26 protein-coding genes, 1 tRNA gene and 1 pseudogene are annotated in these 25,096 nt (G+C 62.6%); 24 read left to right on the top strand and 4 right to left on the bottom strand.

What is annotated here, in order from left to right; translation table 11 throughout:
• The first annotated feature begins 7 nt into the window (after nucleotides 1–7).
• The 6 genes from BM198_RS02365 to BM198_RS02340 all read left to right on the top strand — a co-directional run bounded on the left by BM198_RS02365 (nucleotide 8) and on the right by BM198_RS02340 (nucleotide 5,876).
• Nucleotides 8–1,573 (top strand): SpoVR family protein, encoded by a 1,566-nt coding sequence (locus BM198_RS02365; RefSeq protein ID WP_044405670.1) that lies wholly within the window; start codon nucleotides 8–10, stop codon nucleotides 1,571–1,573.
• Between the two features lie 61 nt (nucleotides 1,574–1,634).
• Nucleotides 1,635–2,219, top strand: a complete 585-nt coding sequence (locus BM198_RS02360) for a DUF4136 domain-containing protein (RefSeq protein WP_074967474.1) — start codon at nucleotides 1,635–1,637, stop codon at nucleotides 2,217–2,219.
• Entirely contained in the window at nucleotides 2,185–3,426 is a 1,242-nt protein-coding gene (locus BM198_RS02355; RefSeq protein WP_074967472.1) for a multifunctional CCA addition/repair protein, read from the top strand. The genes BM198_RS02360 and BM198_RS02355 overlap by 35 nt, the downstream gene beginning before the upstream one ends.
• Before the next feature lie 129 nt (nucleotides 3,427–3,555).
• Entirely contained in the window at nucleotides 3,556–4,104 is a 549-nt protein-coding gene (locus BM198_RS02350; RefSeq protein WP_244165660.1) for a regulatory sequestration protein YfiR, read from the top strand.
• Nucleotides 4,101–5,345, top strand: a complete 1,245-nt coding sequence (locus BM198_RS02345) for a diguanylate cyclase DgcN/YfiN (protein WP_074967468.1) — start codon at nucleotides 4,101–4,103, stop codon at nucleotides 5,343–5,345. The genes BM198_RS02350 and BM198_RS02345 overlap by 4 nt, the downstream gene beginning before the upstream one ends.
• A 36-nt stretch (nucleotides 5,346–5,381) precedes the next feature.
• Entirely contained in the window at nucleotides 5,382–5,876 is a 495-nt protein-coding gene (locus tag BM198_RS02340; RefSeq protein WP_074967466.1) for an outer membrane lipoprotein YfiB, read from the top strand.
• A 3-nt stretch (nucleotides 5,877–5,879) separates the two neighbouring features.
• Here BM198_RS02340 and folK read toward each other — a convergent pair whose 3' ends face one another.
• Nucleotides 5,880–6,419, bottom strand: a complete 540-nt coding sequence (gene folK / locus BM198_RS02335) for a 2-amino-4-hydroxy-6-hydroxymethyldihydropteridine diphosphokinase (RefSeq protein ID WP_074967464.1) — start codon at nucleotides 6,417–6,419, stop codon at nucleotides 5,880–5,882.
• On the bottom strand, nucleotides 6,410–6,763 hold the full coding sequence (gene folB, locus BM198_RS02330; protein WP_044405660.1) for a dihydroneopterin aldolase: 354 nt from the start codon (nucleotides 6,761–6,763) through the stop codon (nucleotides 6,410–6,412). Before folB ends, folK begins: the two co-directional genes overlap by 10 nt.
• A gap of 52 nt (nucleotides 6,764–6,815) precedes the next feature.
• Here folB and plsY point away from each other — a divergent pair, with 52 nt between their 5' ends.
• Nucleotides 6,816–7,385, top strand: a complete 570-nt coding sequence (gene plsY, locus BM198_RS02325; protein ID WP_074967462.1) for a glycerol-3-phosphate 1-O-acyltransferase PlsY — start codon at nucleotides 6,816–6,818, stop codon at nucleotides 7,383–7,385.
• Nucleotides 7,386–7,426: 41 nt separating this feature from the next.
• Here plsY and tsaD read toward each other — a convergent pair whose 3' ends face one another.
• Nucleotides 7,427–8,452, bottom strand: coding sequence for a tRNA (adenosine(37)-N6)-threonylcarbamoyltransferase complex transferase subunit TsaD (tsaD, locus tag BM198_RS02320; RefSeq protein WP_074967460.1), 1,026 nt, complete (start codon nucleotides 8,450–8,452; stop codon nucleotides 7,427–7,429).
• A gap of 204 nt (nucleotides 8,453–8,656) precedes the next feature.
• On the opposite strand from tsaD, the gene rpsU reads away from it, so the two are divergent.
• From rpsU to trbL, 16 genes and pseudogenes are all read left to right on the top strand, one after another.
• The gene (gene rpsU / locus BM198_RS02315; RefSeq protein WP_003085057.1) at nucleotides 8,657–8,872 is read left to right on the top strand and encodes a 30S ribosomal protein S21; all 216 of its coding nucleotides are present in this window, start codon (nucleotides 8,657–8,659) and stop codon (nucleotides 8,870–8,872) included.
• Between the two features lie 193 nt (nucleotides 8,873–9,065).
• On the top strand, nucleotides 9,066–11,015 hold the full coding sequence (gene dnaG / locus BM198_RS02310) for a DNA primase (RefSeq protein ID WP_074967458.1): 1,950 nt from the start codon (nucleotides 9,066–9,068) through the stop codon (nucleotides 11,013–11,015).
• A gap of 67 nt (nucleotides 11,016–11,082) precedes the next feature.
• A complete protein-coding gene (gene rpoD, locus BM198_RS02305; protein WP_044405638.1) occupies nucleotides 11,083–12,936 on the top strand; it encodes an RNA polymerase sigma factor RpoD in 1,854 nt (617 codons plus the stop codon).
• Nucleotides 12,937–13,039: 103 nt separating this feature from the next.
• Entirely contained in the window at nucleotides 13,040–16,774 is a 3,735-nt protein-coding gene (locus tag BM198_RS02300; RefSeq protein ID WP_074967456.1) for a bifunctional diguanylate cyclase/phosphodiesterase, read from the top strand.
• A 16-nt stretch (nucleotides 16,775–16,790) separates the two neighbouring features.
• Nucleotides 16,791–16,867, top strand: a tRNA-Ile gene (locus BM198_RS02295).
• A gap of 128 nt (nucleotides 16,868–16,995) precedes the next feature.
• Nucleotides 16,996–18,069 (top strand): site-specific integrase, encoded by a 1,074-nt coding sequence (locus BM198_RS02290; RefSeq protein ID WP_074967454.1) that lies wholly within the window; start codon nucleotides 16,996–16,998, stop codon nucleotides 18,067–18,069.
• A gap of 47 nt (nucleotides 18,070–18,116) precedes the next feature.
• Nucleotides 18,117–18,513, top strand: a pseudogene (locus BM198_RS02285) (toxin).
• A complete protein-coding gene (locus BM198_RS02280; RefSeq protein WP_027600721.1) occupies nucleotides 18,458–18,772 on the top strand; it encodes a helix-turn-helix domain-containing protein in 315 nt (104 codons plus the stop codon). Before BM198_RS02285 ends, BM198_RS02280 begins: the two are co-directional and overlap by 56 nt.
• A 517-nt stretch (nucleotides 18,773–19,289) precedes the next feature.
• Nucleotides 19,290–19,517, top strand: coding sequence for a helix-turn-helix domain-containing protein (locus tag BM198_RS02275; RefSeq protein ID WP_074967449.1), 228 nt, complete (start codon nucleotides 19,290–19,292; stop codon nucleotides 19,515–19,517).
• Entirely contained in the window at nucleotides 19,517–20,383 is an 867-nt protein-coding gene (locus BM198_RS02270; RefSeq protein ID WP_074967447.1) for a helix-turn-helix domain-containing protein, read from the top strand. Before BM198_RS02275 ends, BM198_RS02270 begins: the two co-directional genes overlap by 1 nt.
• 17 nt (nucleotides 20,384–20,400) lie before the next feature.
• Nucleotides 20,401–20,793 carry a TraK family protein gene (locus BM198_RS29470; RefSeq protein ID WP_139131189.1) on the top strand — a complete coding sequence of 131 codons (393 nt, stop codon included), beginning with the start codon at nucleotides 20,401–20,403 and terminating at the stop codon, nucleotides 20,791–20,793.
• The gene (locus tag BM198_RS29465; protein WP_128669105.1) at nucleotides 20,790–21,062 is read left to right on the top strand and encodes a hypothetical protein; all 273 of its coding nucleotides are present in this window, start codon (nucleotides 20,790–20,792) and stop codon (nucleotides 21,060–21,062) included. The genes BM198_RS29470 and BM198_RS29465 overlap by 4 nt, the downstream gene beginning before the upstream one ends.
• Nucleotides 21,059–21,451 (top strand): plasmid mobilization protein, encoded by a 393-nt coding sequence (locus tag BM198_RS02265; protein ID WP_074967445.1) that lies wholly within the window; start codon nucleotides 21,059–21,061, stop codon nucleotides 21,449–21,451. Before BM198_RS29465 ends, BM198_RS02265 begins: the two co-directional genes overlap by 4 nt.
• Nucleotides 21,432–22,211 (top strand): P-type conjugative transfer protein TrbJ, encoded by a 780-nt coding sequence (gene trbJ / locus BM198_RS02260; RefSeq protein ID WP_074967443.1) that lies wholly within the window; start codon nucleotides 21,432–21,434, stop codon nucleotides 22,209–22,211. The genes BM198_RS02265 and trbJ overlap by 20 nt, the downstream gene beginning before the upstream one ends.
• Nucleotides 22,212–22,221: 10 nt before the next feature.
• The gene (gene trbK / locus BM198_RS02255; protein WP_074967440.1) at nucleotides 22,222–22,461 is read left to right on the top strand and encodes an entry exclusion lipoprotein TrbK; all 240 of its coding nucleotides are present in this window, start codon (nucleotides 22,222–22,224) and stop codon (nucleotides 22,459–22,461) included.
• Nucleotides 22,462–22,465: 4 nt separating this feature from the next.
• On the top strand, nucleotides 22,466–23,860 hold the full coding sequence (gene trbL, locus BM198_RS02250; RefSeq protein WP_074967438.1) for a P-type conjugative transfer protein TrbL: 1,395 nt from the start codon (nucleotides 22,466–22,468) through the stop codon (nucleotides 23,858–23,860).
• A gap of 36 nt (nucleotides 23,861–23,896) precedes the next feature.
• Here trbL and BM198_RS29460 read toward each other — a convergent pair whose 3' ends face one another.
• Nucleotides 23,897–24,085 (bottom strand): hypothetical protein, encoded by a 189-nt coding sequence (locus BM198_RS29460; RefSeq protein WP_139233548.1) that lies wholly within the window; start codon nucleotides 24,083–24,085, stop codon nucleotides 23,897–23,899.
• Nucleotides 24,086–24,255: 170 nt separating this feature from the next.
• Here BM198_RS29460 and BM198_RS02245 point away from each other — a divergent pair, with 170 nt between their 5' ends.
• Nucleotides 24,256–25,020, top strand: a complete 765-nt coding sequence (locus tag BM198_RS02245) for a GIY-YIG nuclease family protein (protein ID WP_083422300.1) — start codon at nucleotides 24,256–24,258, stop codon at nucleotides 25,018–25,020.
• Nucleotides 25,021–25,096: the final 76 nt, after the last annotated feature.

Genomic DNA, 25,096 nt, shown 5'->3' with positions numbered 1-25,096 from the left:
CTGCGCCATGACCGCGAAAGAGAAGAAAAGGCAGCCGATCTCCACGGGATCGGAGTGGACCTTCGACCTCATCCGAGCCTATGACCGCGAGATCGGCCGCCTGGCCGAACGCTATGCACTCGACACCTACCCCAACCAGATCGAGATCATCACTGCCGAACAGATGATGGATGCCTACGCCTCCGTGGGCATGCCCCTGGGTTATCACCACTGGTCCTACGGCAAGCACTTCCTCAGCACCGAGAAGTCGTACAGCCGCGGCCAGATGGGCCTCGCCTACGAGATCGTGATCAACTCCGACCCCTGCATCGCCTACCTGATGGAGGAGAACACCATCACCATGCAGGCGTTGGTGATCGCCCACGCCTGCTACGGCCACAACAGCTTCTTCAAGGGCAACTACCTGTTCCGCACCTGGACCGACGCCAGCTCGATCATCGACTACCTGGTGTTCGCCAAGCAGTACATCAACCAGTGCGAAGAACGGCACGGCATCGATGCCGTGGAGAATCTGCTGGATTCCTGCCACGCCCTGATGAACTACGGGGTCGACCGCTACAAGCGCCCCTACCCCATCTCCGCCGAAGAAGAGCGGCGCCGGCAGAAGGAGCGCGAAGAGCACCTGCAACGGCAGATCAACGACCTCTGGCGCACCATTCCCAAAGGCCATGGCAAGTCCGACGACAAGGACAAGGGCCGCTTCCCGGCCGAACCCCAGGAGAACATCCTCTACTTCATCGAGAAGCACGCCCCGCTGCTGGAGCCCTGGCAGCGCGAGATCGTGCGCATCGTGCGCAAGATCGCCCAGTACTTCTACCCACAGCGCCAGACCCAGGTGATGAACGAAGGCTGGGCCACCTTCTGGCACTACACCCTGATGAACGACCTGTACGACGAAGGCCTGGTCACCGACGGCTTCATGATGGAGTTCCTCCAGTCCCACACCAGCGTGGTCTACCAGCCCAGCTTCGACAGCCCCTACTACAGCGGCATCAACCCCTACGCCCTGGGCTTCGCCATGTACCGCGACATCCGCCGCATCTGCGAGGAGCCCACCGAGGAAGACAAACGCTGGTTCCCCGACATCGCCGGCAGCGACTGGCTCTCCACCATCAAGTTCGCCATGAAGAGCTTCAAGGACGAGAGCTTCATCCTGCAGTTCCTCTCGCCCAAGGTGATCCGCGACTTCAAGCTGTTCAGCATCCTCGACGACGACCAGAAGGACGAACTGCTGGTCCCGGCCATCCACGACGAACCCGGCTACCGGATCATCCGCGAAACCCTCGCTGCCCAGTACAACCTCGGCAACCGCGAGCCCAACGTGCAGATCTGGAACGTCGACCGCCGGGGTGACCGCTCGCTCACGCTGCGCCACCAGCAGCACGACCGAAAACCGCTCGGCGAATCCACCGAAGAGGTGATGCGCCACCTGCACCGCCTGTGGGGGTTCGACATCCACCTGGAAACACTCAACGGCGACAACATCACGGGGACCTTCCACATGCCCCCAAAGGGTGAACGGGGCGAGGACGGCGAGTACCCGCGCCTGGATCTGGTCATCCCGCCCATTTGATCGGTTGACCGCCTGCCCGGGTGCGCCCGAGCATGCGGTCCATCGCCCATGGAGAGCGTCGATGCGCCTGTTCCTCGTCCTGCTGCTGTGCCTGGCACTGGCCACCTGCTCCAGCCACATCCCCGGCATTCAGGTCACCCATCCGGCCAACCCTTCTCTGGTGGGCCACGCCAGCTTCGAACTCATCGCCCCCGAGCAGGCCGTGCAGGGCGAAGCCCCCTACCGCGCCCACTATCGACAGCTCGCCCCGCTGCTGCGCCAGCAACTGGCTGAGCGCGGCTACCACGAAAGCCAGCAGCCGGAGCTGCGCGTCTACTACTGGCTGGCCCTGCAGGATGCGCCGCTGGAGTTCCGTGTCGACGAGGCACCGCCCACCCCGCTCGGCGGCTACCAGGCCATCCACCGCCTGCGCGACGCCACCGGCACCCTGCGCCTGCGCATTACCGACCTGGCAGGCCAGGTGCTCTGGGAAGGCACCGCCAGCACCGGCCTCAGCCCCGCCTGGGACAGTGCCGAACTGCTGCAGACCGCCGTCGAGGCACTGGTCCGGCAGATACCGGTCGCCACGGCCGGCCAGGCTGCTATCCTCCGCAGCCTCGGAGGAAATGAGCATGCAGATATACAAGGTGGGCGGCGCCGTACGTGACCGCCTGTTGGGCAGACCGGTCACCGAAAACGACTGGGTAGTGGTGGGCGCAAGTGCCGAACAGATGCTGGCGCTTGGCTACAAACCGGTGGGCGCCGACTTCCCGGTGTTCCTCCACCCCGACACCGGCGATGAGTACGCCCTGGCCCGCACCGAGCGCAAGAGCGGTCGTGGCTATGGCGGTTTCACCTTCTACGCCAGCCCGGACGTAACCCTCGAAGACGACCTGATCCGCCGCGACCTCACCGTCAACGCCATCGCCGAAGACGCCGACGGCCGCCTGGTCGACCCCTACGGTGGCCAGCGCGACCTGGAGCAACGCATCCTCCGCCACGTCTCCCCGGCCTTCGCCGAAGACCCGCTGCGCGTCCTGCGGGTCGCCCGCTTCGCCGCCCGCTACGCCCCACTGGGCTTCCGCGTCGCCGAGGAAACCCTCGGGCTCATGGGCCAGATCGCCGCATCCGGCGAACTGGATGCGCTGACAGCCGAACGTACCTGGAAGGAAGTCTCACGCGCCCTGATGGAGCCCCGGCCCGATGTGTTCATCGAGGTCCTGCACGCCTGCGGCGCCCTGAAGGCCTGGATGCCGGAACTGGATGCCCTGTTCGGCGTGCCCCAGCCACCGACCCACCACCCCGAAGTCGACACCGGCCTGCACGTCCTCGCAGTCCTGCGCCAATGCGCCGAGCACCAGCAGCCCCTCACCGTGCGCTGGGCCTGTCTGCTGCACGACCTCGGCAAGGGCCTGACCCCGCCGGAAGAGTGGCCGCGCCACCTCCAGCACGAACAACGGGGCCTGGCGCCGATCAAGACGGTGAACGAGCGCTGCAAGGCACCGCGCGACTGCCAGGAACTCGCGCTGCTGGTGTGCGAGTACCACACCCATGCTCACCGCGCCCTGGAGCTGCGTCCCGGTACCCTGGCCACCCTGATGCAGGCCTTCGACGTCTATCGCCGCCCGCAGCGCTTCGATGAATTCATCGCCGCCTGCGAGATGGACGCCCGGGGTCGTACCGGCCTGGAAGACCGGGACTATCCCCAGGCCGCCTACCTGCGTGGTGCCGCGACGGCGGCCCGTGCAGTCGGCGTGAAGGAGCTGATGGCCAAGGGACTCAGCGGCGCAGCCCTCGGCGAAGCGCTCTCGCGGGAACGGATCGCCGCACTCGCCGCCTACCGCTCGGCCCATCAGCCCGCTGCTAGCCAGTAGCCACACCTGCCTGTCCTTGGTAGGCTGCCAAATATTTGGCCCATCTAGACCTTTGATTTATCAAATGGATGTTGGCGCCGTTTTTTTGGCGAACACTCTCGCGCGCAGCGAGAGCCCAGGAGGCTGCAGGTGCTCTCGTGGAACCTTCATCCCTGGCAGCTGGGCCTGCTGTTGGGGCTGCTGGCGCTCAGCGCAACGGCCCAGGAGCCGACACCGAATCCGGCCGAGATCCGTGGTGAGCGAGTACGCCAGGCGGTAGAAGGCATCCTGGCCTACAGCCGCTGGCCGCAGCCCAAGGACCGGATCGCCCTGTGCATCACCGGCCCGACCCAATACGCGGACCGCCTGCTTGCCGGCGTGAGCCGCGACTACGAGATTCCCGTTTCCAGTCGACGCCTGCTCCAGGACTCTCCAGACCTGGAAACCACGTGTGATGCCCTCTACATCGGCATCCTCGACCCCGGGTCACGCCAGCGGTTGCTGGGTCGCCTGGCCGACAACCCCGTGCTGACCATCAGCGAAAGCGCCGATGCCTGCAGTGATGGCAGCTTGTTCTGCCTGGATATCGAGAATACCCGCGTCAGCTTCGCCGTTAATCTGGATGCCGTCGCCCGCAGCGGTCTGCGCATCCATCCCCAGGTCCTGCAACTGGGGCGTCGCAACAGGGCTCAGCCATGAACCGTCGACGCCAGGTCACCCGCCCTCATGCCTACACCCTCAGCCGCCTGCTGTGGCGGACGCAACTGCGCGGCATCCTGCTGGCCATGAGCCTCACCGCACTCACGCTGACCCTGCTGGGCGTGCTCGCACTGCGCAACTACGCCGAGTACCAGTTGCACCTGCTCGCCCGCTCCCTGGGCTACACCCTCGAAGCCGCCGTGGTCTTCCGTGATGCAGCCGCCGTGCAGGAAAGCCTTGAACTGATCGCCGCCCCCGAGGACCTGGCCGAAGTGCGCGTACTGGACAGCCAGCGATCCCTCCTGGTGGACTGGCAACGCCCCGCCACCCATGGCTGGAGCGCGCTTGAACGCGGCCTGGCCGACCTGCTGCTCAGCCAGCCCTTGCGCTACCCCATCCAGTACCAGGGGCGCACCGTTGGCGAGCTGCAACTGAGCAGCCAGGGCAGCAACCTGAGCCGCTTCCTGCAGAATGGCGCGCTGGCGCTCCTGCTCTGCCTCGCCATCGGCAGCCTGGTCGCCAACCTCTACTCGCGCCGCACCCAGCGCGAGCTGATGGCACCGCTGCGGGCCTTCTCGGCCGTGGCCCGCACCATTGCCCGGGAGCGCACCTTCGCCCGCCGGGTGCCCTCGTCCCCCATCGTCGAACTGCACGAGCTGGGAGAGGACTTCAACCAGCTGCTGGATGAGATCGAAGCCTGGCAGAACCAGCTGCAGCGGGAGAACGCCTCGCTGGCCCACCAGGCCAGCCACGATCCCCTGACCGGCCTGCCGAACCGCAGCCAGTTCGAACCGGCGCTGACCCGCGCCGTGCGGCAAGCCAAGCTGACTGGCGGGCGCTTCGCCCTCCTGTTCCTCGACTGCAACCGCTTCAAGGCCATCAACGACGAGCTGGGCCACGGGGCTGGCGACCAGGTCCTGATCAGCATCGCCGAACGACTGCGCAGCCAATTGCGCGAGGAGGACCTCGTGGCCCGCCTGGGCGGGGACGAGTTCGCCGTGCTGCTGTCGCCACTGCATGACCTCGAAGACGCCCAGCGCATCGCCGACAAGATCCTCGCCAGCATGCTGCCCCCCATCCCCCTGACAGGCAGCAGCGAGATCGTCGCCTCGCTCAGCATCGGCATCGCCATCTATCCCCAGGACGCCAGTTCGCTCGACGAACTGCTCCAGCAAGCCGACACCGCCATGTACAGGGCCAAGAGGAACCAGAGCGGTCGGCAGGCCGCCTCCCTGCGTTAACGCTGTCTTTTACCCCCGTTGTTCAGGAGAACCACCATGAAAATCCACCCGAGCCTCCACCTGACCTGGCTGCTGATCGCCTTCCTGTGGATAACCGGGTGCCAGAGTGCACCGCCCAAGCCAGGCCTGAGCGAAGAACAGGTGGCCATGCTCAAGGCCAAGGGCTTCAAGCTGACGGATGAGGGCTGGGCCTTCGGCCTCTCCGGCAAGGTGCTGTTCGACAACAACTCGGAGCGCATCTCCGACGCCAGCCGCCAGACCATCGCGGACATCACCCACTCCCTGCTGAAGGTGGGTATCACCGGCGTGATCCTCGAAGGCCACACCGACAACTACGGCGCGCCGGACTACAACCGGCAACTCTCGGAGCGCCGGGCCGGCAGCGTAGGGACGGTGATGGAGGAAAACGGCATGCAGAAGCAGGCCATCCAGCTGCGCGGCATGGGGCAGACCCGCCCCATCGCCGACAACGCGACCTCGGCGGGCCGCAAGGAAAACCGCCGGGTGGTGATCATTGTCGTCGCTGACTGAGGATCAGGCAGGCGCCGGGTAGGCCTGGAGGAGCTCGCCCGGCGTCAACGCCAGGCCCCGCCAACGGAAGGCGGCCGGCCACAGCGCCTGGTCGATGGACGCCTCCAGCCAGAGGTCGGCGAACGGGCGCTGCGCGCCGGGGTGTTGCAGATCCGGCGCCAGCAGCGCTAGGGGCCAGAGCACGAAGGCATTCTTCAGGACTTCCGCACGCGGCAGCACCAGCCCCTCGAAGTCACCCACCAGATCGCCGTAGAGCAGCACGTCGATGTCCAGGGGCAGCCCCTTGCGCCCGGGCGCGTAGCGGCCGTTGTCCGCCTCGATCTCCTTGAGCCGGCGATCCAGGTCATGCAACGGCAGATCGGTACGGGCCTCGACCACCAGGTTGAAGAAATTCCCGCTGCGAATCCCCACCGGCAAGCTCTCGAAAACCGGCGAGCAGCGCATGTCCTGCAGGAAACTGGAGAGGGCTTCGAGCCCCGCCACGAGATGGCGTTCCCGATCGATGTTGCTGCCCAGGCCCAGGTAGATCGTGGTCAGCGGCATCCGCGTTCGATCTCCACGCCGACGCTGCTGGCAGCGGACACCGCGCCGGGCTTGTGCAGCCGCAGGCGGATCCACGGGATGCCGAACTCGCTCATCAGCAGCGCCACCAGGCGCTCGGCGAAGGTTTCCACCAACTCGAAGGTCGCCTCGCTGGCGAAGGCCTGGATGCGCTGGGACACGGCGGCGTAATCGAGCGCCTTGCTCAGGTCGTCGCCTTCCGCAGCCGGGCGGTTGTCCCAGGCCATGCTGAGGTCCAGACGCAGGCACTGTCGGATACTGCGCTCCCAGTCGTACGCACCGATAACGGTATCGACTTCCAAGCCCTCGATGAAAACCGTGTCCACGTCAGTGTTGCCCCGCTAGAATCAGGGCTTCCTCGCCCTGGAATGGATACCAATGTTCTGGCTGCTGGCGATCCTCGCCTACCTGCTCGGCTCGCTGTCCTTCGCCATCCTGCTCAGTCGCGTGTTCGGCACTGCCGACCCGCGCGCCGAAGGTTCGGGCAATCCCGGGGCCACCAACATGCTGCGGGTGGCCGGCAAGCGCCTCGCCATCCTCACCCTGCTGGGCGACCTGCTCAAAGGGCTGCTGCCCGTGCTGGTCGCCCGCCTGCTTGGTCTCGACCTGCAGGAACAGGCCTGGGTCGGCCTGGCTGCCGTGCTCGGGCATCTCTACCCGCTGTACTTCAACTTTCGTGGCGGCAAAGGCGTCGCCACTGCCGCCGGCATGCTCCTGGGGCTCTACCCACCGGCAGCGCTGCTGGCACTGTCGGCGTGGGTACTCACCTTCTACCTGACCCGCACCAGCTCGCTCGCCTCGCTCATCGCGACGCCGCTGACCCTGCCATTGCTGGCCTGGCAACAGCCGGCGGCCCTGCTGCCGATGTCCGCGCTGTGCGGGCTCATCGTCTGGCGGCACCGGGGGAATCTACGCGACCTTTTCGCAGGACGCGAACGACATTTCTGAAAATCGGAGTGGATGCCCGGAAGACTCCGGGCAGTCCAGCCTCAGATGGCCGGCAGGCTCTCCATCGGCCAACGCGCCTGTACACCGATGGCCGGGCCATCCTTCTGGCCGGCCAGCAGCCGCTGGCAACCGGCGTAGGCGATCATCGCGCCGTTGTCGGTGCAGAAGCGCGGGCGGGCATAGAACACCTCGCCGCCCAGCTCACCCAACATCGCCCCGAGGGACTCGCGCAGGGACTGGTTGGCGCTGACGCCACCGGCGATGACCAGGCGCTTGAGGCCGGTCTGCTTGAGCGCACGCTTGCACTTGATCACCAGCGTCTCGACCACCGCCTGCTGGAAGGCCAGGGCGATGTCGCAGCGCGTCTGCTCGCCGGCATCGCCCGCGTCCCGGCACTGCTGCCAGGTGTTCAGGGCGAAGGTCTTGAGACCGCTGAAGCTGAAGTCCAGCCCAGGACGATCGGTCATCGGTCGAGGGAAGGTGAATCGCCCCGGGGTGCCGGACTGCGCCAGCCGGGCGATCTCGGGGCCACCCGGGTAGCCTAGGCCGATGAGCTTGGCGGTTTTGTCGAACGCCTCGCCGGCTGCGTCGTCCACCGACTCGCCGAGCACCTGGTAGCGGCCAATGCCATCCACCCGCACCAGCTGGGTGTGCCCACCGGAAACCAGCAACGCAATAAAAGGAAAGACCGGGGGCTGCTCCTCCAGCATCGGAGCCAGCAGATGCCCTTCCATATGATGGACGCCCAACGCCGGCACACCCCAGGCAAACGCCAGGGCCTGGGCGCAGGAAGCGCCAACCAGCAGGGCGCCCACCAGGCCGGGGCCGGAGGTATAGGCAATGCCATCGATGTCCTGCGGACTGCGGCCGGCCGCTGCCAGCACCTCGCGAATCAGCGGCAGCATGCGCTTCACGTGGTCGCGGGAGGCGAGCTCCGGCACCACGCCACCGTAGACGCGATGGAGATCGATCTGACTGAACAGCGCATCGGCCAACAGGCCCTGCTCACTGTCGTAAAGGGCGACGCCGGTCTCGTCGCAAGAGGTCTCAAGACCCAGCACCAGCATGAGGATCGAACCTTGAAGGACTAGCCAATGAAGAAGGCGCGCATCATAATCGCCGCCCCCCTCCCCGACCAGCGCTTTTCGACTGAAGGCTTTGCATTCCAGGGGGCAAGGGGTTAATATCCGCAACCCTTGAAAACCGACGTTCTCCCGCACTCTAAGCCAGGAGCACGTTCACCCCCGGTAATTAGTGAAGGTACGACCTGGATGCCAGCCGTCAAAGTTAAAGAGAACGAACCCTTCGACGTAGCCCTGCGTCGCTTCAAGCGCTCCTGCGAGAAAGCCGGTGTACTGGCCGAAGTCCGCAGCCGTGAGTTCTACGAGAAGCCCACCGCCGAGCGTAAGCGCAAAGCCGCTGCCGCCGTTAAGCGCCACGCCAAGAAAGTGCAGCGCGAACAGCGTCGCCGCGAGCGCCTGTACTGAGTTAACAGGCTTCGCCGCACGCTCAAGCATCGCCCGGCCTCGGCCGGGCGAGTGCATTAATGGGGCACCGCAATCCACTCCGCTTCGCATCGCGAAGATCGGAGTTTTCGTTTTTACAGCCCGGGTCCACCCGACGTCGCCGCGATTGCGACAAGGGCCTATGCTTTGAGCCTTTTCGTCTCCTGAGCACCCTATGGCCGGCCTGATCCCGCAAGGATTCATCGATGACCTGCTGAACCGCACCGACATCGTCGAGGTGGTGGCATCGCGCATCCAGCTGAAAAAGGCCGGGAAGAACTACAGCGCCCTCTGCCCGTTCCATAACGAGAAGAGCCCCTCCTTCAGCGTCAGCCCCGACAAGCAGTTCTACTACTGCTTCGGCTGCGGCGCAGGCGGCAACGCGCTGGGTTTCATCATGGACCACGACAACCTGGACTTCCCCCAGGCTGTCGAAGAACTGGCCCGCAAGGCCGGCATGGAAGTACCACGCGAGGAAGGCGGCCGCAGCAATCGCCCGCGCCAGCCGACCGACTCCCCGCTGTACGGCCTGCTCAGCGCGGCCTCCGACTACTACCGGAGCGCCCTGAAAAGCCACCCGACCCGCAAGGCGGCCGTCGAGTACCTGAAGGGACGCGGCCTCTCCGGCGAGATCGCCCGCGACTTCGGCCTGGGCTTCGCTCCGCCCGGCTGGGACAACCTGCTCAAGCACATGGGCGCCGACGCCCTGCAGCAGAAGCACATGATCGACGCCGGCCTGCTGATCGAGAACAGCGAGACCGGCAAGCGCTACGACCGCTTCCGCGACCGGGTCATATTCCCCATCCGCGACAGCCGCGGGCGCATCATCGCCTTCGGCGGCCGCGTACTGGGGGATGACAAGCCCAAGTACCTCAACTCGCCGGAAACCCCCGTCTTCCACAAGGGACAGGAGCTCTACGGGCTCTACGAAGCACGCAAGAGCAATCGCAACCTCGACGAGATCATGGTCGTCGAGGGCTACATGGACGTGATCGCCCTCGCCCAGCAGGGCCTGCGCAACGCCGTGGCCACCCTTGGCACGTCCACCAGCGAAGAGCACGTCCGCCGCCTGTTCCGCCTCGTACCCAGCATCCTGTTCTGCTTCGATGGCGACCAGGCCGGACGCAAGGCTGCCTGGCGCGCCCTGGAAGCCACCCTGCCGAGCCTAGAAGACGGGCGCCGCGCACGCTTCCTGTTCCTTCCGGAAGGCGAAGATCCGGACAGCCTAGTCCGCGCCGAAGGCACCGACGCCTTCCGCGCCCGCATCACCCAGCACGCCCACTCGCTGGCGGACTACTTCTTCCACCAACTGCAGGAAGAAGCCGACCCGCGCTCCCTGGAAGGCAAGGCACACCTGGTGACGCTCGCCTCACCACTGATCGACAAAGTGCCCGGCGCCAACCTGCGCGCCCTGATGCGCCAGCGACTGGCCGAGATCACCGGCCTCAGCGGCGACGCCATCGGCCAGATGGCGCAGGCAGCCCCCGTCAGCGAACACATGCCGTACACGGAGGATTACGCCTACGAGGCCGCCCCCGCCTACGACGCGTACGGCGACTCCATGCGGGAGATGAGCTACGAACCACCCGTCGCCCAACCGAAGCGCGAGTGGAAAAAGGACGGCTGGAAGAAGGATGGCCGCAAGTGGGATCGCAAGGGCGAACCGCGTCGCCCACCACGCACCGAAGTGCATGTCGAATCACCCACGCTGACCGCACTGCGCACGCTGCTGCACCACCCGCAACTCGCGCAGAAAGTCGAGAATGCCAGCCACTTCGCCGCAGAAGACGACAGCTACGCCCAGCTCATGGTGTCGCTGCTGGAAGCCGTACAGAAAAATCCCCAATTGCGTTCACTGCAACTGATCGCCCGCTGGCACGGCACCGAGCAGGGGCGCCTGCTGCAAGCACTGGCGGAAAAGGAATGGCTGATTTCCAGCGACAACCTTGAACAACAGTTTTTCGACACTATAACTAGGTTGTCGGCCCGCCAACGCGAGCGCAGCCTTGAACAACTGCTACGCAAAGCCAAGCAAAGCGAACTCAGCGCAGAAGAGAAAGACCAGCTGCGCGACCTTCTCAGCCGTAGTCCATCCTCAGCCCCCTCCCGCCCAACTGGCGCGTGAGGCCCCGGTTCTGGTATAATCCTCGGCTTGTTTTTAGCCCGCCAAGACCTTCAGTGGATAGGGTGTTATGTCCGGAAAAGCGCAACAGCAGTCTCGCCTCAAAGAGTTGATCGCCCGCGGTCGTGAGCAGGGTTACCTGACTTACGCGGAGGTCAACGACCACCTGCCGGAGGATATTTCCGATCCGGAACAGGTGGAAGACATCATCCGCATGATCAACGACATGGGGATCAACGTATTCGAGAGTGCTCCGGATGCGGACGCCCTGTTGCTGGCCGAGGCCGACACCGACGAAGCCGCAGCGGAAGAAGCCGCAGCCGCTCTCGCCGCGGTGGAGACCGACATCGGCCGCACCACCGACCCGGTCCGCATGTACATGCGCGAAATGGGCACGGTCGAGTTGCTCACCCGCGAAGGCGAGATCGAAATCGCCAAGCGCATCGAGGAAGGCATCCGCGAAGTGATGAGCGCCATCGCCCACTTCCCGGGCGCCGTGGACAGCATCCTCGCCGAATACCAGCGCGTCACCACTGAAGGTGGCCGCCTCTCCGACGTCCTCAGTGGCTACATCGACCCCGACGACGGCAGCCTGCCGGCCGAGGAAGTCGAGCCTGTCGAACTGAAAAGCGACAGCGCCGCCAAAGCCAAGGATGAAGACGAAGAAGACGAAGAAAGCGAATCCGACGACACCGAGGAAGAAGGTGACGGCGGTCCGGACCCGGAAGAGGCCCTGCGCCGCTTCACCGCGGTATCCGACCAGCTCGAGAAGGCCCGCAAGGCCCTCAAGAAGCACGGCCGCGACAGCAAGCAGGCCACCGAGGAGCTGCAAGCCCTCGCCGAACTGTTCATGCCGATCAAGCTCGTGCCCAAGCAGTTCGACGCCCTGGTCGAGCGCGTCCGTGGCGCCCTGGACCGTGTCCGTGGCCAGGAACGCGCCATCATGCAGCTGTGCGTCCGTGACGCCCGCATGCCGCGCGCCGACTTCCTGCGCCTGTTCCCCGGCAACGAAGTCGACCTGACCTGGGCCGAAGACATCGCCAAGGGCAAGGCCAAGTACGCCGAAGCCATCGGCAAACTGCTGGACGACATCAAGCGCAACCAGCAGAAGCTGGTGGACCTCGAGAAGGAAGTCGACCTCAAGGTCGCCGAGATCAAGGACGTCAACCGTCGCATGTCCATCGGCGAAGCCAAGGCCCGCCGTGCCAAGAAGGAGATGGTCGAGGCCAACCTGCGTCTCGTGATTTCCATCGCCAAGAAGTACACCAACCGTGGCCTGCAGTTCCTCGACCTGATCCAGGAAGGCAACATCGGCCTGATGAAGGCCGTGGACAAGTTCGAATACCGCCGCGGCTACAAGTTCTCGACCTACGCCACCTGGTGGATCCGCCAGGCAATCACCCGCTCGATCGCCGACCAGGCCCGCACCATCCGTATCCCGGTGCACATGATCGAGACCATCAACAAGCTCAACCGCATCTCCCGCCAGATGCTCCAGGAAATGGGCCGCGAGCCCACCCCGGAAGAACTCGGCGAGCGCATGGAGATGCCCGAGGACAAGATCCGCAAGGTCCTGAAGATCGCCAAAGAGCCGATCTCCATGGAAACCCCGATTGGTGACGACGAAGATTCGCACCTGGGTGACTTCATTGAGGACAGCACCATGCAGTCCCCGATCGACGTCGCCACGGTCGAAAGCCTCAAGGAAGCCACTCGCGAAGTCCTCGCCGGCCTCACCGCCCGTGAAGCCAAGGTCCTGCGCATGCGTTTCGGTATCGACATGAACACCGACCACACCCTCGAGGAAGTGGGCAAGCAGTTCGACGTCACCCGCGAGCGTATCCGCCAGATCGAAGCCAAGGCACTGCGCAAGCTGCGCCACCCGTCGCGAAGCGAGCACCTGCGCTCCTTCCTCGACGAGTAAAAGACAAGACCCCCGGCCCGCCCGGGGGTCTTTCTTTTCGCTACCAAAGCCCCATTTCCCCCGACTACACTCACGCCTGTATCCAACTTGGAACGGGACCCTCATGGCGCGTCTGTCTGCCATTCTCCTGCTGTGCCTGGCGTTCTGGATTCCCACATCCGGAGCCCTGACCCTCACGCAGGCAGAACAGGACTGGCTCCAGGCCCATCCCACCCTGCGCCTTGGTACCGATGCCGCCTGGCCCCCCTTCGAATTCCGCGACACCCAGGGCCGCTACCAAGGCCTGGCCGCCGACTACGCCCGACTCATCGAAGACCGCCTCAACATCCGCCTCGAGCCCATCGACCCCGGCAGCTGGGGTGAAGTGCTCAAACGCGCCAAACGCAACGAAATCGACCTGCTGCCCGGCATCATGTCCACGCCCGAGCGCCAGGACTACCTCAGCTTCACCCGCCCCTACCTCGACTTCCCCATCGTCATCCTCGCCCGCGAAGACGGCCCCCGACCCAAGACCCTCAAGGACCTGTACGGCCTCAAGGTCGTCGTCGTCGACAGCTACGCCCCCCACGAACTGCTCCACACCCACAACCCCGACCTCAACCTGCTCACCGCGCCCACCGTCGCCGCCGCCCTCCAGGTTCTCGCCACCGGCCAGGCCGACGCCTTCGTCAGCGACCTCGCCTCCAGCGTCTGGAGCCTCCGCCAGCTCAAGCTCGACGGCCTCTTCATCAGCGGCGAAACGCCCTACCGCTACCAACTGGCGATGGCCACCCCCAAGAGCGAACCGATCCTCGTCGGCATCCTCGACAAAGTCTTCGCCGAGCTCACCGCCGAACAGGTGAATGCCATCCAGGACCGCTGGGTCGGCGGCGTCATCGACCGCCGCCCGGTCTGGACCGACCAGCTCATCTACGTCATCCCCGCCCTGCTCGGCGCCCTGCTCGTCCTCGTACTCGTCCTGCGCATCAACCGCCGTCTGCGGGGCGAAATGAACCGCCGCGCCCTGCTCGAAGAAGAACTCCGCAACAGCGAACAGCACTACCGCGGCCTCGTCGAAAGCCTCAACGCCATCGCCTGGGAGATGAACCTCGACGACTACTGCTTCACCTACGTCTCCCCCCACGCCGAACGCCTGCTCGGCTACCCCCTCGACGAATGGAAACAACCCGGCTTCTGGCAACGCACCCTCCACCCCGAAGACGCCGAACGCGCCTTCTGCTACTGCCAGCAAGAGACCCAGGCCGGCCGCGACCACAGCTTCGACTACCGCATGCTCGCCGCCGACGGCCGCATCCTCTGGATCCGCGACATCGTCACCCTCATCCACCACGGCCACGTCCCCGTCATCCGCGGCCTCATGATCGACATCACCGAAGCCAAGCACACCGAAGAAGCCCTGCGCCTCTCCGAACAGAAGTTCGCCACCGTCTTCCACCACTGCCCCGACGTCATCGCCCTCGCCCGCCGCAGCGACGGCCGCCTGCTCGACGTCAACCAGACCTTCGAGCAACAGACCGGGCTCAGTGCCGCACAGGCCATCGGACGCACCGCCACCGAACTCGGCCTCTGGGCCGACCCCAGCCTCGCCGCCGGCCTGCTCCAGCGCATCCAGCACGAAAGCCTGCACAATCTCGAAATGGCCTTCCGCCGCAGCGACGGCCGAGGCTTCACCGGCCTCCTCTCCGCCCAGCCCACCGATGTCGAAGGCGTCCCCGCCCTCATCATCGTCGTGCGCGACATCACCGTCCTGCAGGAAACCCAGCAGCGCCTGCGCCTCTCCGAAGAGAAATTCGCCCGCGCCTTCCACGCCTCGCCCGACGGTCTCCTCATCACCCGCCTTGCCGACGGCTGCCTCATCGAAGCAAACGAAGGCTTCACCCGCATCACCGGCTACGAACTCGGCGAAGCCGACCACCGCACCACCCTCGACCTCGGCATCTGGGTCAATCCCGCCGACCGCGACCACATGGTCAAAGCCATCCGCGAAGAAGGCGGCCTGCGCCACTACACCGCCCCCATCCGCAGCAAGGACGGCAGCCTGCGCATCTGCGAACTCTCCGCCCAGCCCCTGCCCGTCGGTGGCGAAGCCTGCATCCTCACCATCGCCCGCGACGTCACCGACCGGCAGAAGATGCAGGAAGAGCTCCTCCAGGCCGCCACCGTCTTCGAAAGCACCGCCGAAGGCGTCATGATCACCGACACCCAGCAACGCATCCTCGCCGTCAACCGCGCCTTCACCACCATCACCGGCTACGAAGAACACGAAGCCCTCGGCCAGACACCCCGCCTGCTCGCCTCCAACCACCACGATCGCGGCTTCTACGTCGACATGTGGGACCAGCTCAACCGCGAAGGCCACTGGCAAGGTGAGATCTGGAACCGCCGCAAGGACGGCGAAACCTTCCCCGAATGGCTCACCATCAACGCCGTCCGCAACCCCGAAGGCCAGATCACCCACTTCGTCGGCGTCTTCGCCGACATCTCACCGCTCAAGCAAGCCCAGGCCCGGCTCGACTACCAGGCCCACCACGACCCCCTCACCGGCCTGCCCAACCGCGTCCTCTTCGAAAGCCGCCTGCGCCAGGCACTCGCCGCCTGCGAACGCGAAGGCCACGAAGGCGCCGTCCTGTTCCTCGACCTCGACCGCTTCAAGCACATCAACGACAGCCTCGGCCACCCCATCGGCGACGTCCTCCTCAAGAGCATCGCCACCCGCCTCGGCAACCAGCTCGGCCGCAACGACACCGTCGCCCGCCTCGGCGGCGACGAATTCATCATCCTCCTGCCGCACCTGCGCCACCCCGAAGAGGCCCAGCAACTGGCCGAGCGCCTGCTCGCCTGCTTCAACGCCCCCTTCGAGACCCAGGACCACGAATTCTTCATCAGCGCCAGCATCGGCATCAGCCGCTTCCCCGAACACGGCAGCGACACCGCCACCCTCGTCAAGAACGCCGACGCCGCCATGTACCAGGCCAAATCCAAAGGCCGGAACCGCGTCGAGCTCTACACCCGCGACCTCACCTTCCAGGCCACCGAACGCATGGCCCTGGAAAACGAACTGCGCCGCGCCCTCGAACGCCACGAACTCTGCCTCTACTACCAACCCAAGCTCTGCCTGCGCAGCGGCCGCCTGATCGGCGCCGAAGCCCTCCTGCGCTGGCAGCACCCCCTCTTCGGCGACATATCCCCCGAACGCTTCATCCCCCTCGCCGAAGAGAACGGCTTCATCCTCACCCTCGGCGACTGGGTCATCAGCGAAGCCTGCCGGCAGATGCGCGAATGGCAGGAGCAGCACGCCCCCTTCGGCCCCCTCTCCGTCAACCTCGCCGGCGCCCAGCTGCGCCAGCCCGGCATCGTCCAGCGCATCGACCAGCAACTCAGGAGCGCCGGCGTCCCCGCCGAACGCCTGCAACTGGAAATCACCGAAACCTTCATCATGAGCCAGGCCGAAGAAGCCCTCGCCGTCCTCCACGCCCTCAAGGACCTCGGCCTGCAACTGGCCATCGACGACTTCGGCACCGGCTACTCCTCCCTCAGCTACCTCAAGCGGCTCCCGCTCGACATCATCAAGATCGACAAATCCTTCGTCCGCGGCCTCCCCCACGAACAGGAAGACGCCGCCATCGCCCGCGCCATCATCGCCCTCGGCCACAGCATGCAGCTCACCGTCATCGCCGAAGGCGTCGAAACCCCCGCCCAGGAAGCCTTCCTCCGCGCCGAAGGCTGCGAACAGATCCAGGGCTACATCGTCAGCCGCCCCGTCCCCGCCGACGTCTTCGCCCGGCAATTCCTCAGCCCCAGTCAAACGGTTGGCGCCCCCGACAAGGCGCCGGTATAATCCGCCCGCCTTCTGAGGGCCTATAGCTCAGTCGGTTAGAGCAGAGGACTCATAATCCTTTGGTCCACGGTTCGAGTCCGTGTGGGCCCACCACCTTCAAAGCCGCGCACTGCGCGGCTTTAAGCTTTATAAGGTTGTGGCATCTGGATCAGTCCTATGGTCCAAAGGTACAAAATCGGTACAGTGCTGGTACGCCAGCCTGCCTTTGGAGTCCTTTTCAGATGGCCACAATCGTTAAAACCCCTGCCGGCACATGGAAGGCCGTAGTCCGCAAAACGGGCTGGCCGACCAACACAAAAACCTTCCGTACCAAACGCGATGCCGAAGACTGGGCACGCCGCACCGAAGATGAAATGGTGCGCGGCGTGTATATCCAGCGAAGCGGCTCCGAGCGCCTGACGCTGGAGAAAGCCCTTGAGCGCTATCTGGCCGAGGTGACGCCGAGCAAGAAGCCAACCACACGCAAGGCGGAGGCCACCAAGGCCAAGCAGCTCATCCAGCACCTGGGCAAATATTCCTTGGCCGCTCTCTCCGCCGAGATCATCGCCAACTACCGCGACAACCGGCTCGGCACCCTGAGCAAGCGCGGCGTTCCCACCAGCAACAATACCGTGCGGCTTGAGCTGGCCCTGCTCAGTCACATCTACACGGTGGCAATCCAGGAGTGGGGCCTGGGACTGACCTTCAATCCAGTGCTGAATATCCGCAAACCCAGCCCGGGAGATGGCCGCGACCGCAGGCTGACTGCCGACGAGGAAAGACGCCTGCTCGCCGCAGTTAATAACCACAGCAACCCTATGCTCGGCTGGATCGTGCGCATCGCCCTAGAAACGGGCATGCGCTCGTCGGAGATCACTGGTCTGCGCTGTTATCAGGTCGATCTCAAAAAGCGCGTGGTGCGCCTCGCAGACACCAAGAATGACAGCGCCCGAACTGTCCCCCTCACCAAGCTGGCCACCGAAGCCTTTAAGGCCGCCCTGGAGAACCCTTTGCGTCCCAAGGATTGCAACCTGGTGTTCTTTGGCGAACCGGGAAAGGACGAGAAACGTCGCCCCTATGCCTTCACCAAGACCTGGGGACTGCTGAAGAAGAAACTCGGCATGCCCGACCTGCGCTTCCACGATCTGCGTCATGAGGCTGTCAGCCGGCTGGTCGAGGGCGGCCTATCCGACCAGGAGGTCTCGGCCATTAGCGGGCATAAGTCGATGCAGATGCTAAAGCGCTACACCCACCTGCGGGCCGAGGACCTCGTCGGCAAGCTGGACAAGTTGAAACGCCAGCGCAAGGCGCCTTGACGGTGCGTTAAACGCACCACAAACTATACGCAGATAACGTACAGACAATGAAAGCACTATTTGTCGAACTACCGCCCTTTGAGCGCCATCGAGCGGACTATCTGGACGATGAGGCCTTTCGCAGCTTCCAGCGCCTGCTGATGAAGAACCCGGAAGCCGGCGACGTGATCCAGGGAACCGGCGGCCTACGAAAGATTCGCTTCGCCGACGAGCGACGACAGAAAGGCAAGCGCGGCGGCATCCGAGTAATCTACTACTGGTGGCTGGGTGGCGCGCAGTTCTGGCTGTTTACCCTGTATGGGAAGGACGTCCAGGACGACCTGAACGAGCAGCAGAAGAAATTACTCAAGCGGCTGCTGCAAGCAGAAATTGATGCGAGGACGACACCATGAAACGAGACATCTTTGCCGAGCTGGTCGAGGGCTTCGAGGCTTTGGAGGATGAACGCCAAGGCAAGGTGACTCTGCGCTCGCACAAAGTCCAGTTACCCGAACTGTGCGAAGTCAGCTCCGAGGAGCTGGTGGAGATCCGCCAGAAGCTGAACATGTCACGCCCCGTTTTCGCCATGTATCTGCGCACCAACCCGCGCACCTTGGAGAACTGGGAACAAGGCCGAGCCAAGCCAAACGCCCAGGCGACTACGCTGATTCGTCTGGTGCAAAAGTATCCTGAAACTGTCGAGCACCTTGCAGCCCTTGGCTAACCTTCCAAAGCTGCTTATCTGCCAGCAGCTCTTCGAGCTTATTAGCCGCCTCCAAACCTCGTAGATCTAAATCAGCCCGCCGATCCTGGAAAAACCACAGCGACAGAACTGCCCCCGCGACAACCGCCCATAATAATAAGAATAATAATATTATTCTTATTATTACCCTCCGAATGATATGCAAAAAAGCCAAGCAGACCTCGCACGGACATAAGAAAACCACAACCACCCTCCTCCCAGCCACTTATCAAAATTTAGCAGCTAAATTTTTAAGCACGCCCGATAACCACATCAACACATCAAACAAATCGATAACCAGGCACTGTCAGCCGCGCGCCCAGGCGCGCAAATTAGAGCAATTAGGACATATCGTCCTAACTTACCCCGCGAATCTTCACGAGGATAGCCATAGTTTAGATAAACTATTGATTAGCAATACAAAATCTCGATAACGTATTGATCTAATTAAAATGGCAATCAAAATAGTCTCACACACGCAAACCTACGTGAGACAAACATGACAACCGAAGAATTAATACTAAGCCGCTATAACGGCGCCCCACTGCTATCACTTGAGCAGCTCGCCGAGCTATTGCATCGCAGCAAGCAAGGGCTACGAATCAGCTTATGCAGTAACAATGATCTTTCTCGCAAGATCCTCCCTTGCAGGGTGAAAATCGGGCGTCGTGTTTATTTCAAAACCGCAGAAGTAGCCAAACTGATCGATACATTCGGGCAGAGCTAATGAGCATCAAAGCAATGAATTGGGCATGGGAGCAGCAGCTTCCACCTGTGCCAAAGTTGACGCTCCTGGCTCTTGCAGATAACGCCGATGATCACGGTTATTGCTGGCCCAAGATGCGGACAATTGCGGCCAAGTGCTGCACTTCAGAACGCACCATCCAGAGAACCATAAAGTCTCTTCTAGGAACCGGCCTGCTGCACAAAGCAGCTCGATTCGATAGGTCAGGAAGGCAAGTATCCAATAGCTACACGCTCGCACTTTCCTACCCCGACAAATTGTCACCCCCTTCCCAGCAGCGAGGCGGCAGCAACAGGGAGGGTGTCGCTAGCGTCACCCCGGGCACGACAGAGTTGTGTCATGGGGGGAGTGACGCAGTTATGTCACCCCTAGAACCACCACTTGAACCATCAAAAGAATCATCAAAAGAATCATCAACACCGGATCTGGCGAAACTTACGCAGCTCAAGGCCGAAGAGCGCCTAAAGCTTGCACGGTTGATCTCCGATGTGCCCGTGGACCAGCAGGAAGTGATTACTGCGCTTCTGGTCGACGCGCTAGCCAAGGGAGCAATCCAAACCTCCCCATCAAGTTGGCTGAAAGCCGTCATTCGTCGCAGAGGACACCAAGCGACACAGCAGACGCTACCGGAGCTATCAGAAGCGGCGTATGTCGAGCGCCTGATCCAAGGCGGTATCGCAGCGGAAGACGCCCTGCAAATTGCCAGGCAGACCTTCAGCCATCGCATCACAACAAAGCATGCAGCGACTAAAGCGGCACCCATCCCTCAAGGATCAATGAAAACTGGGTGGAAACGTCGCGCTACTGCGGGCCTGGCCAAAGCAACCGAGAAAAACGCTGCTCATTGACACTTGAGGGACGGAGCATGAGCGAAATCGACACTCATCCAAACAAAGCCGAGAAGCCGGCTGGTCAGACGCTCTCACAACGAATTGCAGCCCGGATTCAGAGAAAACCTGATGCCAGCACTACAGCTCGCAACCGCAGCGCCTTTCTCAGTCTGAGAAACGAAATCCAGCAAGCCTACACAGACGGCTGGTCGCTGCTGGCTATCTGGAAAACGCTGCACGACGAAGGGCGTGTTTCCTTCACATACCAGGCCTTCCGGCGGTACGCACACCAGCTGATCGATTTACCAATGTCGGCAAGCGGCAGCCAACAGCGGAGTAGGAAAGCACCCGTACCGCGCCCTCAGCCCAAAGCCGCGGCAGACGCCTTTGCGTTCAAGGCAAAGCCCGCCAAGGAGCCTCTGCCATGAACAACAAACCCCACGCAGTCGTTCAAGTATCAACGGAGCCGTTCAATTTCCGTTCACCTGGCGTTAACCCATCGCTGAACGGCAGAGAGGCGATCCGTTGGCGACTAAAGGCGGCCTTTAATCGGCATGAAATGCCGGGCAAGACAGGTGAAGTACCTGTACCGGCAAGCCGGCACTGGTTCTTCACTGCCCTTAATCGCGCTTCGCGCTCTACGGGTGTCTTGCCCTGCGGGACAAGCGGCTACCGCCGCAAATGGAGTGCACCATGACCACACAGAGAGCCACGACCAGAAAAGGGAATACGCCGATCAATGTCTGGGTTACGCCAGAGGAAAAAGCCCGGATCGAACAACTTGCTGAGCAGACCGGACACAGCATGTCGTCGCTACTGCGCAGCTTGGGTATGGGACATATGCCGACCAGCCTTCTTGATCACCAGTCGATTCTTGAGCTGGCCAAGATCAACGGCGACCAGGGGCGCTTGGGCGGGCTGCTGAAGATGTGGTTGAGCAATGACGAGCGTTTCGCTGGCTTTGAGGAAGCACAGATGCGCCGAACCATCCAGGTAGTGCTGTCGAGGATTGAGGAAACGCAGCAGGTAATGCTGCAGATGCTCATCAAGGTGCAAGGAGGAGACGATGAAAATTTTAGCGGCTAAAAAACTGTGGCTTCTAGCCTGCATCACCAGTTCGTTCATCAGTTTGAACGCCAAGGCAGGCATTCCCGTCATCGACGGCGGAAATCTCACCCAGAACGTGCTGACTGCCATGGAAAGCGTGGCGCAGACATTGAAGCAGATCGAGCAGTACCAGACCCAGCTGCAGCAATACGAAAATATGCTGCAGAACACGGCCGCACCCACGGCCTACATCTGGGACCAGGCCAGCCAAACGATGGACAGGCTGCGCAGCGCCATCGACACCCTGGACTACTACAAGCGCAGCTTGGGCAGCATCGACGGCTACCTCGGCAAGTTCCAGGACGTCGCCTACTACAGAGCATCACCTTGCTTCTCCAACGCCGGCTGCAGCGAAGCCGAGTGGGCGGCGATGAACGAGAACCGGCGCCTTGCCTCCGAGTCGCAGAAAAGGGCCAACGACGCGCTGTTTCGTGGACTGGATCAGCAGCAGGCTGCGCTGCAGCATGACGCCAACACGCTGCAGCAATTGCAACGCCAGGCTCAGGGCGCGACCGGCCAGATGCAGGCTATCGGCTACGCCAACCAACTGGCCAGCCAGCAAGCCAATCAGCTACTGCAAATTCGCGGCCTGCTGGTCGCGCAGCAAAACGCCATTGCCACGCGCATGCAGGCCGAGGCCGATCTGGAGGCCAAACAGCAAGCCGCCCATGCTGCCTCGACCGAAGGGCGCATAGCGCCCACCCAAGCACCCAAGAACTGGCTGGACATGAACCGCTAAGGAGAGCCCCGTGAAAAGATTACCCCTGCTGCTACTCACCCTTCTGGCGCTTGCCGGATGCGATAACCAGCCAAGCACCCAATCCATACCCGAAGTCAGTGATGCCAACTGCACCCTGGACGTGATCAACCAGATCGAGGACAGGCCGACCCGGGCAGAATTTGCCGGCCAGTGTTCCAGACGCTCGGGCGCTATCCAACCTACCGAGCAACCGAAAAACTGGCTCGAACTGAACGGTTCGCAGGGGTGATCGCATGAAAACGCTCAAGAGCACCAGCCTGATCAGCTGCTGTCTGATGTTTGCCCTCTACTCTGGCGGCGCCGCAGCCCAACTCACCAACCAGGGCATGCTGGATCAGGTCATTACCGAGTTCAGCAGCCGTGCTTCCACTTGGCAGGCTGTCATCCTCAGTGCTGCGTCCTGGTTGTTCTGGACGCTGGGTACCATATCCCTCGCTTGGACATTCGGCATGATGGCTTTGCGCAAGGCCGACCTGGCCGAGTTCTTTGCCGAGTTCTGCCGTTTCATCCTGTTCTTCGGCTTCTACCTGTGGCTACTCAGGAACGGGCCGGAGTTTGCGTCCTCGATCATTAGATCGTTGCAGAGGCTGGGCGAACAGGCATCCGGCATAAGCTCGGTCACGCCATCCGGCATCGTGGATATCGGCTTCATGCTGTGGAAGCAGACACTCGCCGCGCTATCGGCCTGGAGTCCAGTAGATAGCCTGATCGGTGTGCTCTTGAGCCTGGCCATCACTGTCATGCTTGCGCTCATCGCGATCAACATGCTCATCCTACTGGTGTCCGGTTGGGTGCTGATCTACGCCGGCATATTCTTCCTTGGCTTTGGCGGCTCGCGCTGGACGTCCGACATGGCCATCAACTACTACAAGACTGTTCTGGGTGTGGCCATCCAACTGTTTGTCATGGTGCTGTTGGTTGGTATCGGTAGCGACCTGCTCACCGGTTTCTACGCCAAGATGACCAAAGGCACCCTCAATTTCGAGGAGCTGGGCGTCATGCTGATTTTCTGCCTCTGCCTACTGCTCCTGACCAACAAGGTGCCGCCCATGCTCGCCGGCGTTATCACGGGTAGCAGCACGGGGGCAGGAGGCATTGGCAACTTCGGGGCCGGCGCAGCGGTCGGCGCGGCGATGGGAGCGGCCGGCATGGCGTCTGCAGCCATGAGTATGGCAGGCTCCACGGCCGTGGCCGGAGCGCAGAACGTGGCCGGTGGCATTTCAGCCATCAAAGCAGCGATGCAAAAGGCTCAAGGCGCGATGGACAGCGGCAGCATGCCAAGCTTTCAAGGCGCCGCTGGGCAAGGGGACAACAGATCGAGCAGCCCGCTGGCCGAAGCTATGGGGGACTCTGGCAGCAGTGCGCTACAGGCCGCCAGGCTGGCCGTAGGCACCACTGCCGAACTCGCCAAGGGCGCAGGGGCAGTTATCGGGGAGAAAGCCGCCAAGCTTGGCAGCGACTTTATGGAGCGAGCCCAGCAGACACTTGGCGGCCAGACGGCAGCAGCCATTCGGAGCCAGGAAGACGATCAACCCAACAGCATCGGACCCGGTGGTGGCACAGGCGATACCCCGGCCGATGAAATCGCCGCGTTCGTTAATCGCGGCAGCCGAGGCGAGAAATTTTAGCGGCTAAAATCCAGGTAGCCCCGAACGGGGCTACCGCTAAGCCACAGGAACAGCCTTCCACCGCGAGAAGTCCAGCGCAGCAATCTCTTCAGCAATTTCCTGCTCAGTCGGAGGCTCAGCATCTCTCAGGCCGAGCTGTTTGTTCTCACTAATTGCGCTGGTCACTGCAGCTTTCGCCAGAGCAAGTCGCTCAAGCACATCTGCTTGTTCGCCTCGATCATGCATATCGTCATCTCCCAGGTAATGACCCAAATTTAGCAACTCAAGTGATCAATCGGCTTCCACCGGAGTAGCGGTGTGAATGGATTAAAAATTCCTTGGGAGATACGCCATCGCTGCCTCTATCAGCTAACAGTACAATCTAGCGGTCTGACTGTCACGAACGTGGGTTATACATGGATAATTCACCCGAATGGAAATCGGAACTTTGCCAACGCCACCTATACGTGCTGGAGCTGCAGGGCGGCAGATACTATGTTGGCCAAGCAAAAGATCCTGATCGGCGCATTCGAAAGCACTTTAACGGATCAGGCGCAGAGTGGACGCGCATCCATCCACCTCTGCGAGAGATTAGCCGTACAGATCTTGGCCTCGTTGACTACCGTACAGGTGAGCTAGCTGAAAACACGGCGGTCCTAGAGCTGATGCAGCAACATGGCTTTCAGAATGTTCGCGGCGGCTTCTTCACAAACGTCAGCGTTGAACATACCGCTAAGGCCCTGATTAGCCACGGTCACGGCGACATTCTCTCCACTAGTTCACTCAAGCAGCTCCTCTCGCCCGAACGCTCCGTCATCAAGGCGTGTGACGCCGCTACCGAGTACTCCCTTTTTGTATTGCTGCTTGATGGAGACAGATACTTTGTTGGCTACAGCAGCAATCCTGATGCGCGAATACGCCGCCATTTCGCTGGCAAGGCCGCAGACTGGACAGCGCTCTATAAGCCACTGGAGACAGTAACAACAAAGTCTCTGGGTCTAATCACAGAGTCAGAAGCAGCCCACGCGGCAGACAAGGCGACTGTCGCGCTGATGCGCAAGGCCGGATGGCGAAACGTCCGAGGTGGGTCTCTGTGGAGCATTGATGCAGGAGACATCCTCAAGCTGCTTCACTCACGCGGTTTCAAAGACATCCCGCCGGAGCGACCGAGGCAACCATAGTGTATGGTCTGACTCACCATAGTGCCGACGAGAAGGTGCTCGCTTGATGGGCAACGCTTTTTAGCCGCTAAACTCC

Source organism: Metapseudomonas otitidis, assembly GCF_900111835.1.
Lineage (GTDB): Bacteria > Pseudomonadota > Gammaproteobacteria > Pseudomonadales > Pseudomonadaceae > Metapseudomonas > Metapseudomonas otitidis.
This window is presented reverse-complemented; position numbering and strand designations above follow the sequence as displayed.

Coding starts and splice junctions, on each gene's coding strand:
- BM198_RS02365 (WP_044405670.1), top strand. CDS start 8: ATGACCGCGAAAGAGAAGAAAAGGCAGCCGATCTCCACGGGATCGGAG.
- BM198_RS02360 (WP_074967474.1), top strand. CDS start 1,635: ATGCGCCTGTTCCTCGTCCTGCTGCTGTGCCTGGCACTGGCCACCTGC.
- BM198_RS02355 (WP_074967472.1), top strand. CDS start 2,185: ATGCAGATATACAAGGTGGGCGGCGCCGTACGTGACCGCCTGTTGGGC.
- BM198_RS02345 (WP_074967468.1), top strand. CDS start 4,101: ATGAACCGTCGACGCCAGGTCACCCGCCCTCATGCCTACACCCTCAGC.
- BM198_RS02340 (WP_074967466.1), top strand. CDS start 5,382: ATGAAAATCCACCCGAGCCTCCACCTGACCTGGCTGCTGATCGCCTTC.
- folK (WP_074967464.1), bottom strand. CDS start 6,419: ATGCCGCTGACCACGATCTACCTGGGCCTGGGCAGCAACATCGATCGG.
- plsY (WP_074967462.1), top strand. CDS start 6,816: ATGTTCTGGCTGCTGGCGATCCTCGCCTACCTGCTCGGCTCGCTGTCC.
- tsaD (WP_074967460.1), bottom strand. CDS start 8,452: ATGCTGGTGCTGGGTCTTGAGACCTCTTGCGACGAGACCGGCGTCGCC.
- rpsU (WP_003085057.1), top strand. CDS start 8,657: ATGCCAGCCGTCAAAGTTAAAGAGAACGAACCCTTCGACGTAGCCCTG.
- dnaG (WP_074967458.1), top strand. CDS start 9,066: ATGGCCGGCCTGATCCCGCAAGGATTCATCGATGACCTGCTGAACCGC.
- rpoD (WP_044405638.1), top strand. CDS start 11,083: ATGTCCGGAAAAGCGCAACAGCAGTCTCGCCTCAAAGAGTTGATCGCC.
- BM198_RS02300 (WP_074967456.1), top strand. CDS start 13,040: ATGGCGCGTCTGTCTGCCATTCTCCTGCTGTGCCTGGCGTTCTGGATT.
- BM198_RS02290 (WP_074967454.1), top strand. CDS start 16,996: ATGGCCACAATCGTTAAAACCCCTGCCGGCACATGGAAGGCCGTAGTC.
- BM198_RS02280 (WP_027600721.1), top strand. CDS start 18,458: ATGAAACGAGACATCTTTGCCGAGCTGGTCGAGGGCTTCGAGGCTTTG.
- BM198_RS02275 (WP_074967449.1), top strand. CDS start 19,290: ATGACAACCGAAGAATTAATACTAAGCCGCTATAACGGCGCCCCACTG.
- BM198_RS02270 (WP_074967447.1), top strand. CDS start 19,517: ATGAGCATCAAAGCAATGAATTGGGCATGGGAGCAGCAGCTTCCACCT.
- BM198_RS29470 (WP_139131189.1), top strand. CDS start 20,401: ATGAGCGAAATCGACACTCATCCAAACAAAGCCGAGAAGCCGGCTGGT.
- BM198_RS29465 (WP_128669105.1), top strand. CDS start 20,790: ATGAACAACAAACCCCACGCAGTCGTTCAAGTATCAACGGAGCCGTTC.
- BM198_RS02265 (WP_074967445.1), top strand. CDS start 21,059: ATGACCACACAGAGAGCCACGACCAGAAAAGGGAATACGCCGATCAAT.
- trbJ (WP_074967443.1), top strand. CDS start 21,432: ATGAAAATTTTAGCGGCTAAAAAACTGTGGCTTCTAGCCTGCATCACC.
- trbL (WP_074967438.1), top strand. CDS start 22,466: ATGAAAACGCTCAAGAGCACCAGCCTGATCAGCTGCTGTCTGATGTTT.
- BM198_RS29460 (WP_139233548.1), bottom strand. CDS start 24,085: ATGCATGATCGAGGCGAACAAGCAGATGTGCTTGAGCGACTTGCTCTG.
- BM198_RS02245 (WP_083422300.1), top strand. CDS start 24,256: ATGGATAATTCACCCGAATGGAAATCGGAACTTTGCCAACGCCACCTA.